Consider the following 12,119-nt stretch of genomic DNA (forward strand, 5'->3'; position numbering starts at 1 on the left):
TATGCAATTCCGTCCTGTTAAAGAACAGCTTGATATTTTGATGCGCGGCGTGATCGACATTGTCCCGCAGGATGAACTCGAAAAGAAACTCCAGAAATCCTACGAGACTGGCGTTCCCCTCCGTATCAAGATGGGTGTTGACCCCACTGCACCGGACGTTCATTTCGGCCATACCGTCGTCATGCGCAAGCTCCGCCAGTTCCAGGATCTGGGTCATACCGTCGTTCTGATCGTTGGTGACTACACCGCCCAGATTGGTGACCCCAGCGGCCGTAACAAGGCCCGTCCACGCCTCACCCACGAACAGGTTCTGGAAAACGCAAAGGAATACCAGGAACAGTTCTTCAAGGTTGTGCGCCGTGACCAGGTGGAAATCCACTACAATGGCGAATGGTTCTCCAAGCTGGACTTCAGCAAGGTTACCGAACTTATGGGTCAGTTCACTGTAGCCCAGATGCTGGAACGCGAAGACTTCCACAACCGCTACACTGCAAATACCCCCATTAGCCTTCACGAATTCATGTACCCCATGATGCAGGGCTACGACTCCGTTGCCATCAAGTCCGACGTGGAACTTGGCGGTACCGACCAGAAGTTCAACGTGCTTCGCGGTCGCGACCTTCAGATTTTCGAAGGCATGGAACCCCAGATCGGCCTCTTCATGCCTATCCTCCTGGGTACCGACGGCAAGGTCAAGATGTCCAAGTCCATCGGTAACTACGTGGGCCTCAACGAGCCTGCCGACGTCATGTACCACAAGATCTACAGCCTGGCTGACAGCATCGTTGAAAACTGGTTCGAACTCTTGACCGAAATCCCCATGGAAGAAATCAAGCAGATGATGGCTGACGTGGCTTCCGGCAAGATGAACCCCAACGAAGCAAAGCATCGTCTGGCTATGGACATCGTGACTCAGTACTATGGCGCCGAAGCTGCAGAAGCAGCCGCTGCCAAGGAAAAGGAAATCCATAGCGGTAACGCAATTCCTAGCGATGCTGCCGAATGCTCTGTTGCTGCCGGTTCCTACGGTGCCCTCGACCTCCTGGTGGAAGTCAAGGCTTTCGCCTCCAAGGGTGAAGCCCGCCGCATGGTCCAGAACGGTGGCGTCAAGATCGGTGGCGAAAAGCTGGCTGATCCTCAGGCCCAGATTGAAATCAAGGGCGGCGACCAGATGGTTATCCAGGTGGGTAAGCGTAAGTTCTACAAGGTGAACTTCTAAGTTCATCAAGGATTGGGGAAATATGGCTCAGGAAATTCTCATTCTCGGTTTGAATCCGGCATGGCAGCGCTTGTTCTTCCTGGACAAGTTCACGCTGGGCGAAGTCCACCGCATTAGCAAGGTGGAATCCTACGCCTCCGGTAAGGGCATCAACTGCGGCCGCGTGCTGCAGTTGCTTGGCGGTACTCCGCTCCTGATGCATTTCTTGGGTTCTGAGCACGGCTCCCGAATCTTTGACGAACTGTCTGCCTGCGGTATCCAGCAGGCTCCGGTGTGGATCAAGGAACCGACCCGCATCTGCACCACCATCGTCAGCGAAGGCGAATCTACAGAACTTATTGAACCGTCTCCGCTCCTTTCTGAAGTGGAAAACGAAGACTTCATCCAGACCTTGAACCAGTACTGGGCTTCCACCCAGAGCGTTGCCCTTTGCGGTTCTTTCCCCAAGGGTTTTGACGTGGACCAGATCAACTCCCTGGACTTCACGGGCAAGAAGGTCTTTATCGACGCTATCGAAGGCATCGACGCCTGGCTCGCCAAGGGTGTGGAACTTCTCAAGATCAACCTCGACGAATACTGCAAGCTTTGCGAACGTATGGGCATTCCTCTGGTGATGAGCAGTCCCCAGTTCTGGAAGATGTCCGCTACCACGGTGCTGGAACGTCTCCCCATCAAGAATCTGGTGGTGACCGATGAAGATGCTCCGGTCCGCGCCTTTAGGCTTGTGGAAGGCAAGTTCCAGGGCATTCAGCTCCAACCGCCGACCATCCAGATGAAGAACGATATCGGTGCAGGCGACTCCTTCTTTGCTGGCTGGCTCCTGGCTGATTCCCAGAACCTTTCCTTTGAGGAACGTCTAGTGAAGGCAACTGCAGTGGCTGTGGCCCGTTGCGAAGTGGAACGTCCCTGGAACCTCAAGCTGGATCGCGTAGACGAATTGGAAAAATCCCTTTCCGAAGCTGTCGAAAAGCTGGAGTAATTCCGAATGACGTTGTTTGCTTTTGCGTCAACGTTGGAATTCTCAAAAATGTTTCCGGAAGTGTCTATTCCGGAAAATCCAAACAATATTACGGATAAAGTAATTTCTCTTGCCGAGGGTGGCAAGAACCTAGGCTGCGCCGCAATCTTGGGCGTGGGACTTGTGGAGTTTTCTGCAAACCTTTCCGCCTTGCTTAATCGCAAAAATGAACTTGAAATTACGTCGGTTGTACTAGTGGGGATTTGTGGCGCCTTTAAGGACCGCGACCTGCAAGTGGGTGATGTCGTCCGCGTAGACTCTGAAATGGTGGGCGACTTGGGTGTGGAAGAGGCTGATGGCTCCTTTACCGCCTGGTCTAAAATTTCCGGCGAAGTCAAGAAGTACGATGCCGCCGACCCGTCTTCCGCTCCCCTCTGGATTCGAAACCTGCGGGGCGCCTCGGGCATTTCCGTCAACTGCTGTACCGGAACCGAAGCCACCGCCCGTGTCCGCGCTCATTTGTTCAATGCCGACGTGGAATCCATGGAGGGCGCCGCCTGCTTCTCCATCTGCAATGCCTTTGCTGTTCCCGCCTACGAAATTCGCGCTGTCAGCAACTTTGTGGGGACCCGCGACAAATCCCAGTGGGAAATCGCCGAAGCCCTAGAAAAGCTCAGGGAGCTTTTCAATTACGAATAACCAATTACGAATTACTAGAATTGCAGTCCTAGGCCGCAACAATAAATCGCCCCAAATTTTTCATACTTCATACTTCATACCTCACACCTCGTACCTCGAACCTCGTACCTCGAACCTCGAACCTCGTAACTAGAACCATGCGCTTGTCTCTCGGAATCTCCACCTGTCCCAACGACACCTACATTTACGAAGCCCTCGTTCATGGCCTCGAAAATTCTCCCTTTGAATGGGATGTCCATTTTGCTGATGTCCAGACCCTGAACGAATGGATCATGGCGGGAAAGCTGGATGTGGCAAAGGTTAGTGCCCAGGTATATCCCGAAATTGAGAAGGATTACCGTTGCCTCGGCTGTGGCGGAGCTATTGGCTATGGGTGCGGCCCGTTGCTTCTTTCCTCTAGCGCCGATTCCTTTGACGGAAACGCCCCTACGGTTCTGCCGGGCGCAAACACCACTGCCGCCTTGTTGTTCAAGTTTTGGTATCAGAAGAAGTTTGGTGGAAAACCTGACCTCCAGTTCGCTTTGTTCAATCAGGTCTACGAAGGTCTCCTCTCCAAGGATTACGTACAAGGTGTGACCATCCACGAACATCGCTTCACCTGGAAGCGGGACTGCCTCCATTTGCTACAGGACCTTGGCGCCTTCTGGGAACAGGAAACGGGAACTCCCATACCCCTTGGCATTTCTGTTGCCCGCCGTTCCCTTGGCGACGAAACCATTGCGCTGGTGGAAAATGAAATTCGTGAAAGTCTGAAAATTGCTCGCGGTCGTTCTGAACTTGTCACACCTTTCATTGATGAAAAGGCTCAAATCGAGGACAAAAAGGTGATGGAAGATCACATCAATATGTTCGTCAATGACTTCTCCGAAAACGTGGGGGAGAGGGGTTGGGCCGCTCTAGAAAACCTGTGGCGGTTATCACATTGTGAATAAACTGTGAATTTGTACATTTTTATTGTAATATTATGGAAATGTAAACGTTGTTTTACAAAATGGCGAATTTTTTCAAAAAACTTTATTTATTTTCCATACTGCATATTTTAAGTGGAGTTTACTTATGAGCTTAGTGAACGATCTGGACCAAGAAGTCGAAAATTTCAAGCGCGAATACGACAAGTTCTCTCGCGGCAACAAGTCTGCCGGAACTCGTGCTCGCAAGATCCTGCAGGACATCAAGAAGACCTGCCAGGAAATCCGTGTATCTATCCAAGGAGCTAAGAAAGAGGACGAAAAGGCTGAACCGGCCTCCGAAGATTAACCTTCGGGTACCTCCCAAAGTGCTAAAATCACAACATTTTTTGCCCGTTTTTGCGAAAATCGTTTGACTAAAGCCCTTTTTGAAGGTATATTCCCATTTGGATTTTATGTCGCCCGAACTGGGTGGCGTATAAGTTGAAGAATTTAAAGTGTTCTATGATTGGAGAAACGTAGCAGTATGACCCTAAAGAAACTGGTCTTAATTACGGCCGGGGCAATGCTTCTTACCGGAACCGCCATGGCCAAGAATATCAATGTGCCTGGTGATTACAGCAAGATTGCAGACGCTCTCGGTAACGCCGACGCCGGAGATACCATCTTCGTTAAGCGCGGTACTTATAACGAAAACATCACCTTGATCATGGGTGTTGTACTTAAGGGCGAAGATCCGCTCACTACCATCATCGATGGTGGCCGTCGCGGTCCGACCGTCATGGGTACTTCTGGCGCCGAAATGTCTCACTTCACTGTGAGAAACGGTCTTGAAGGTATTCTTTGCGAAAACGCTGCTCCCTACATCCACCACACCTACGTGATGGACAACCATGCAACTGGTATCGGCGCATTCATTTCTCTGCCTCACCTCCGCAACAACGTGGTGTACGGCAACCGCTGGTCCGGCATCCTCGCATGGGGCGCTAAGTCTCTCGATGCTTACATTGAACAGAACGTTGTCCTTCGCAACGGCTACTCTGGCCTTGCTTTGAAGGGACCGACCAACGTGGTCGCCCGTAACAACATCTTCATGGAAAACCACTACTACGGTGTGTTTGCTGACCCGGCTGCCGGTCAGACGAAGGTGGAATACAACAACATCTACAAGAACTATTATCCGTTCAACCAGTTCATCAAGGTTAACCGTACGAACGTTTCCTTGGATCCGAAGTTCATGAATGCTTCTCTTTCCAAGCCGAACTTCTACTGCCAGTCTACCTCTCCGATGCTCAAGCGCGGTAAGGGTAAGATGGACATCGGTTTGACTGCTACCGAACTGGTGAAGGAAGATGAAGCTGTTGAAGAAACCCGTAATCCGGATACCGATGGCGACGGCCTTTGCGATCCTTGGGTTTCTGAAGAAGGCGTTGCAGACAAGTACGCATCCATTTGTACCGGTCTCGACAACTGCCCGGAAGAAGCTGAAGACTTCGATGGCTATCAGGACGACGATGGTTGCCCGGATGCCGATAACGACCGTGACGGTCTCTGCGATCCTTGGGTAGAAGCCAAGGGCATGCTCTCCAATTTCGCTCACATCTGTAAGGGTGTTGACCTCTGCCCGGAACAGGCAGAAACCCAGAACGAATATAAGGACGATGATGGTTGCCCGGATGAAGTTCCGCAGCCGCCGAAGAAGCGCTTCGTTCTTGAAGGTGTGAACTTTGAATCTGGTAAGGCAACCATTACTCCGGACTCCTACATCTCTCTTATGAAGGTTGTGGACATCATGGAAACCTTTACCGATGCTACCTTCCAGATTGTCGGCCATACCGATAACGTTGGTAACAAGGACAAGAATAAGCAGCTTTCCGCTGACCGCGCTGCCGCAGTGAAGAACTTCCTCGTCGAAAAGGGTATCGACGAAAGCCGAATTGTCACTGACGGTATGGGTGATTCTCAGCCGGTTGCTTCTAACAAAACCCCTGAAGGTCGTGCTCAGAACCGTCGTATCGAGTTCATCCGCACGGATATGAAGTAAAGGAGTAGGTGATGCGTTCTAATTTTATTAAAACCGCAGTTCTCGGACTCTCCGTCGCTAGCACTTCCTTGTTTGCTGATGCAACTTATTCTCCCCATAAGTATCAGCAGAACGACTGGTTTGCAGAATTTGGTGGCAACACCGCTATGTACGTCAACCCGGCAGGCATCGCTGAAACCGAACAGCTCGAAGTCAGCGCTGCATTCTTCAGCTCCATTAGTGGTGAAGCTAGCCAGGAATATGTCAGTGTAACTTATCCTTGGGATTACAAGCACACTTTGGGCGTGTCTCTTTTCGAAAACGGTGCATCCATCGAAGGTGGCAAGTCCTACGGCGAATACTCTATCTTGGTTGGCTATGCTTACAACATGATGCAGTTCGTCTCCCTTGGTGTTGACCTCTCTATCCTTTACATCAACCAGTTCGATGAAACCACTCAGCTGACCTTCGGTGCAGACCTCGGTGTTACCGTCAATGCACTCTCTTCTTCCAAGTACGGCTACCTCTTGATCGGCCTTGCTTTGCAGAACGTTGCTCAGCCGGGTATCAGCACTGCTGATGTTGATGGCTTTACTTTTGTTGTTCCGGGTTTCTTCGGTAGTGGTAGCAGCGATGCTTACAACATCCCGAGTAACCTCAACGTCTCCTTCTTCTACCGCGGCCTCAACCGTACTCTCGAAGCCAAGGCAGAAATCTCCCTCATCGACATCTTCCATGCTGATGAAGAAGGTGGTAGCGGCGTTAATCCGGAATTCAGCCTTACCTTGACCTACTTCCTCTCCCCGCACCTTGGTGTCCGTCTCCGCTTCACAAAGGAAGGCTACCCGGTTGCTGGTGCTACTGTGAACGTCAAGGATGTTAGCATCTTCCGTTACCTCGCTCTCGATCTCGAAATGTCTCACGATGACCTCTATGCTAAGAAGAATCGTGGCTTCATCTGGGCTGTGAAGATTACTTCCCGCTTCGGTGACACTCGTGAAGAAAAGATCGGTGAAGAACGTTATCGTCGCTTGAAGATCGAACCTGAAAACGACTACCGTGCTGCAATGCGTCTCTACTTGAACCGTCAGTTCCTCGAAGCAGCTTATGCTTTCGGTAAGGTTCAGACCAAGTACCCCGCATTCCACCTTGTTGACCAGGCTGCTTTCTATAAGGCAAAGTCCTTCGAAAACCTCCGTATGCACAAGGCTGCAAAGTCTGTCTACGAAGACGCTATCAAGCGCTATCCGCAGAGTGACCAGCGTGCTAAGTACCACTTCCAGTTGATGAACATCGACTACAAGGAAGGCAAGTACACTGAAGCTATGTCCAAGTACCAGAACATTGCTCAGAAGTTCGGTGAAAGCGACGTTAAGGCTGACGCTGACTACGTTGCTGGTCAGATCAAGTTTGAACAGGGCCTCTACCAGGAAGCAGTTGACCTGCTCGCAGCAATCCTTCCGGGTAACGCAAACTACTTCTATGCTCGCTATACCATGGGCATCGCTTATAGCCGCCTTGGTAAGTGGGACGAAGCTGAAAACAGCTTCCGCGACATTACCGAACAGCCGGTTTCCAACCAGTCTGAACGTGACTTGCAGGATGCCGCTAAGGTCAAGCTCGGTCATATCTTCTTCTCTGGTGAAAAGGCTGACATCAGTGCTGCAGCTCAGATGTACGCACAGGTTCAGGCTGGCTCTCCGGTCTACGATGAAGCTATGCTCGGTATTGCATGGTCCTTCCTCAAGGTTAACAAGCCGGACGATGCTATGAAGCCGGCTCAGTGGATCATCAAGAACCTTCCGGAATCCTTCCTGGTTTCTGAAGCTTACTTGGTGGTTGGTTACTGCCACTTCATGAAGAAGGATTACAACGGTGCTGTCAAGGCTCTTGAACAGGCTGAAAAGCGCACCGAACAGCCGGTTGTCTCTGTTGCTGCTCGTGACAGTGCTCGCCAGGCATACGACTCCATGCAGGATGAATTTGATTCTGTCCAGACTAAGGCTTTGGATCTCGCTCGTCAGCTCCCCACTCCGCGTGTGCAGAGCAAGCGTGAAGCTTTGAAGCCGTCCTTTGATAAGGCTAACGCCGCTATCGAAAGTTACGCTGCCTTCAACCTCAAGGCAATTCAGAGTGACCGCTTTGAATCCAACCGTAAGCGTATCCTTGATGACGCAGGCTTTACCTTGGCAACCGTTAAGACCAAGATGGGTCAGGGCGCTGGTAGTTCTCAGGCTGCTGAAGAACTCGACGCTTTGGATGACGACTTAGATCTGGAATAATAAAAGAATGAAGCTTAGACCTGGAGAACTTAGTTCTCTAGGTCTTCCCCTTTTTTTAAATTATTAGGTGGAAAGAGAAAGATGAAAAAATTAATGCTTGTTGGTGCAATCGTTTGCTCGCTGATTGGTAATTCCTTTGCAGCGTCCGACCCTTGTAAAGACAAAGTAGCCGAAGCCAAGAAGTTGGCTGCAAAATGTAAGGCTATGCCTAAGGGCCCCGAAAAGACCCAGTGTGCTGGCTCCTATAAAGTTTTGAAGAACCAGGCCGAACAGGCTTGCCGTTCTGGTGGTCTTGACGAAGATGGTATGCGTCAGGCTATCGCCCAGTGGGAAAAGCAGGTGAACAACTGTAAGGGTAAGCAGAACGCACGTTGCGCTTCCGCTCTCCAGCAGCTCGGTCACTATCAGTTCCAGTTGGAAGAAAAGCAGTTCTTGGACAAGAACGCTCAGTACGAAGAAGACGTAGCATGGTGCGCAGACCGTGATAACAAGCCGGCAAAGTGCGCTAACATTGACCAGCTCCCGAAGGCTGACCATAAGAAGTCTCTCGGCTACTTCCTCGAATACATCGATAAGTATCCGAAGGAATCCAAGACTCCGACCGTTATTTACCAGGCTGCTGCTGTGCAGGAAGCTTCCGGTGAAGACGAAAAGGCATTCAAGCTTCGTGATCGCCTCGTCAAGAACTTCCCGGACAACGGCCTTGTCCCGAAGGCTTGGCTCCGTATTGCTGAATACCACTTCATGAACCGTAAGTTCCGCGATGCTATCGCCGCCTATAAGAAGGTGACTGGCTTCGAAAGCTTGACCGGTAAGGAAGCTGCCTTGGCAATGTACCACTTGGCAGAATCCTACTATAACATTGCAGAATACGAAACCGCTGCAATTAAGTACTACGAATATATCATTGGTGCAGACAAGGGTAAATACCCTGCTGACTTGCGCGCAGAAGCTATGGACTTCATGGCTGCATCCTTCTCTGACTTGGAAGGTGGTGGTGTCCAGGAAGCTGAAGCATTCTTGAAGGATAAGAAGGTTCCGTTCAAGGATTCCGTCTACTACCGTATCGGTATGAAGAACAAGGACCATGACCGTAACGAAGAAGCTGTCCAGTCCTTCAAGCGTTTGATGAATATCAACCCGGACTACATCGATGCTCCGTTGGCTGATATCGCTATGATCGAAATTTTGATCGTCCAGCAGAAGTTCGAAGATGCTCAGGCTCATCGTTACACTGTTGTGAAGCGTTATGACCGTAACTCTTCCTGGTACAAGAAGAACCAGAAGTATCCGGAATCTGTGAAGAATGCTGAAACTGCTATCCGTGGCGCTATGCTCGACATCCCGCAGTACCACCACGCACGCGCTGCTAAGCTCACCAAGGAAGGTGACTTGGAAGCCGGTAAGAAGCAGTATGCAGAAGCTATCAAGGCTTACGAAAAGTTCTTGGAACGTTACAAGAAGGAACCGACCTGGGACGAATACAAGGTTCACATCAACCTCGCTCTCGTCTATCAGGAAATGGGCCAGTATGCTAACGCTGCAAAGATGTTCAACTGGATCGTCGACACCGATACTACCCGTTACGGCCGTCGTCCCATGGGTTCTGATGCTCTCCTGAAGAAGGAAGAAGCTGCTTATAACGCTGTGCTTGCTATGGACCAGTCTCGCGAAAACGCAAAGAAGAACAAGGCTGGCGACGACAATGTTAAGGCTTACTCTCTCCCGGAAACCAAGGCCTACTTCGAACAGGTTAAGAAGTACATGGCTAAGTACGGTCAGAACAAGGAAGCTGCAGAACTTGCATACAACGCTGCTATCGTTCACTACGATGCAAAGCAGTTCAAGGTTGCTGTTGGCGTGCTCCGCGACTTGAAGCAGAAGTTCCCCAACCATCAGTACATCTTGCTCATCAGCCGTATGCTCGCTCAGTCCCTCTTGGAATCTAGCCAGCTCGACGAAGCTCTTACTGAATTTAGATGGCTCTACAAGCAGTATCATGATGTCAAGGCTACCAGAAACGACTCCATGGCTGCTGAAATCGAAAAGGCTATTGCTTACGTTCTCTTCCAGCAGGCTGAACAGTCTGTTAAGAACGGCCAGAACGAAAAGGGTGCTGGCGCTTACTTGGAACTCGTGAAGCTCTACCCGAAGATCGACATTGCTGACAAGGCTGTGTTCGAAGCTGCAGTTGCTTATGAAAATGCAAAGCAGTTCGTGAAGGCTGCTGAAACCTTCATGATGTTGCCGAAGCAGTACGCTGCATCTCCGCTCACCATCAAGGGTATCCTCCGTGCTGCATCCGACTACAAGAAGGAAGCAGAAGCTAACAAGAATAATAAGAAGGTGTTCGAACAGCGTAACCGCGAAGCCGCACAGACCTTCTTGTTCATCACCAACAACTTCCCGCAGGACTCCATGGCCTTCCAGGCTATCGGTTTCGCTGCTCAGGTCTACGACTCCATCCCGGATAAGAAGACCGCTGCAACCACTTACGAAATCGCTTACAAGCGTTACCCGAAGAACGAAAAGACTCCGTCCTTCCTCTATAGCGCATGCTTGAGCTATGACGAAGCTAAGATGGTTGACGAAGCTATCCGTTGTAACAAGGACCTCGTTCGTGACTATCCGAAGAGCACCTACGCTCTCGACGCTGCATTCTCCATCCCGATGGCTTATGCAAACGGCAAGAAGTGGGACCTCGCTGCTAAGGAATACCACAACTTCATCAAGAGCTACAACGAAGACAAGGAAAAGCTGATCGCTGCCTACATCGGTGCTGCTCGTGCTTACATGGAACTTAAGGACGAAGACAAGGCTATCGCCGATTACGACGCAACCTTGAAGAACTACGATAAGTTCGGTCTTCAGATCAAGAATGCAGACCCGGCTGTCCCGGCAGAAGCTGCTTACTACCTCGGTGAACGTGAATACAATAAGATGGCACCGATCGTGATCAAGGGTAAGGACAAGGATAAGGCTAAGATCATCAAGCAGTTGGTCGAAATCCTCCAGAAGGCTATGGGTCATTACTCCAAGTCTGCTACCTACGCATCTGAAAAGTGGACCTTCCGCGCTACCAACCGTATGGGTATGTTGTTCGTTACCATGGCTGCTAAGATCCGTGAACAGGAACTTAACGGTAAGAAGGAAGACGAACGCTTCGCAGAACGTATCGGTATCGTCCAGCAGCTCCCGAGCTACTACGAACAGGCTCGTCCGATCTTCCAGAAGAACATCGACCTTGCTCGTGACCAGGGCTTCTACAATAAGGACGTGGTCGAAGCTGAAGAAGGCTATATCGAAATGTACTACCAGGGTTGTGCAGTGTTCGTCGAAGTTGCTGACGCATTCGCTAACTCTCCGCTTCCGGACTCCGCTGCCATCGTAAAGGAATACGTCGAATACGAAGGCGCTGTTAAGGAAGACGCTATCGAAATGGCTCACGAAGACCTCGAAGCTTATCGTGAAGAATTGAACACTCGTTCTGAAGGTGCTAAGGAACTGGCTAAGCCGCAGTGCGCAACCGGTATCAAGGCATCCGCTCACTACGGTATCGATAACCAGTGGACTGCAAAGCTCTTCGAATTGCTCAAGACTCTCGACGAAAACGACGAAACCTTGAACACCAAGATCGAAAAGTTTGACCCGTCTACCTTGTTCTCCGACCCGGCATACTTCAAGACCAAGGCTCGTATCGAACAGATCTCCAAGTCTGAAGTCATGACTCCGGAAGAACAGATCGCTACCTACCGCGATATCATTAAGGAAGGCAAGGCTGAAAACGAAAAGTTGAAGGCTGAACTCGCTGACCTTAAGAAGCAGATGGCTCCGGCTGACGCTGGTGTCGGCGCTGGCATGGGTGCTGCAGACGACGCAGCAGGCATGAACTAGCGGTAAAAACAAATTTACGGGGGACCTAGTTCATAGGGTTCCCCTATTTATTCAGGCAAAAAAAGGCACTTGGGATTTTGTAAAACAAGTTTTACATGTCCCGAGCCCCTAATTTGCCCAAAAAAAAATAAATATG

General features: G+C 50.5%; 8 protein-coding genes. All 8 read left to right on the forward strand.

Annotation, left to right across the window (positions count from 1 at the left end; translation table 11 throughout):
• Position 1: 1 nt before the first annotated feature.
• The 8 genes from tyrS (at position 2) to MJZ25_00980 (ending at position 11,983) form a co-directional block, all read left to right on the forward strand.
• Positions 2–1,219, forward strand: coding sequence for a tyrosine--tRNA ligase (gene tyrS / locus MJZ25_00945; protein ID MCQ2122732.1), 1,218 nt, complete (start codon positions 2–4; stop codon positions 1,217–1,219).
• A 22-nt stretch (positions 1,220–1,241) separates the two neighbouring features.
• Positions 1,242–2,198, forward strand: a complete 957-nt coding sequence (locus MJZ25_00950; GenBank protein MCQ2122733.1) for a PfkB family carbohydrate kinase — start codon at positions 1,242–1,244, stop codon at positions 2,196–2,198.
• Positions 2,199–2,246: 48 nt separating this feature from the next.
• Complete coding sequence (mqnB, locus tag MJZ25_00955; GenBank protein MCQ2122734.1) at positions 2,247–2,876, forward strand: futalosine hydrolase; 630 nt, start codon at positions 2,247–2,249, stop codon at positions 2,874–2,876.
• A gap of 137 nt (positions 2,877–3,013) precedes the next feature.
• On the forward strand, positions 3,014–3,808 hold the full coding sequence (locus MJZ25_00960; protein ID MCQ2122735.1) for a 1,4-dihydroxy-6-naphthoate synthase: 795 nt from the start codon (positions 3,014–3,016) through the stop codon (positions 3,806–3,808).
• Positions 3,809–3,932: 124 nt separating this feature from the next.
• Entirely contained in the window at positions 3,933–4,133 is a 201-nt protein-coding gene (locus tag MJZ25_00965; protein ID MCQ2122736.1) for a hypothetical protein, read from the forward strand.
• Positions 4,134–4,310: 177 nt separating this feature from the next.
• The gene (locus MJZ25_00970; GenBank protein MCQ2122737.1) at positions 4,311–5,828 is read left to right on the forward strand and encodes an OmpA family protein; all 1,518 of its coding nucleotides are present in this window, start codon (positions 4,311–4,313) and stop codon (positions 5,826–5,828) included.
• A gap of 11 nt (positions 5,829–5,839) precedes the next feature.
• The gene (locus tag MJZ25_00975) at positions 5,840–8,089 is read left to right on the forward strand and encodes a tetratricopeptide repeat protein (GenBank protein ID MCQ2122738.1); all 2,250 of its coding nucleotides are present in this window, start codon (positions 5,840–5,842) and stop codon (positions 8,087–8,089) included.
• 81 nt (positions 8,090–8,170) lie between these two features.
• Positions 8,171–11,983: a hypothetical protein gene (locus MJZ25_00980; protein ID MCQ2122739.1), complete on the forward strand. Its 3,813-nt coding sequence runs from the start codon at positions 8,171–8,173 to the stop codon at positions 11,981–11,983.
• Positions 11,984–12,119 lie beyond the last annotated feature (136 nt).

Source organism: Fibrobacter sp. (genome assembly GCA_024399065.1).
Lineage (GTDB): Bacteria > Fibrobacterota > Fibrobacteria > Fibrobacterales > Fibrobacteraceae > Fibrobacter.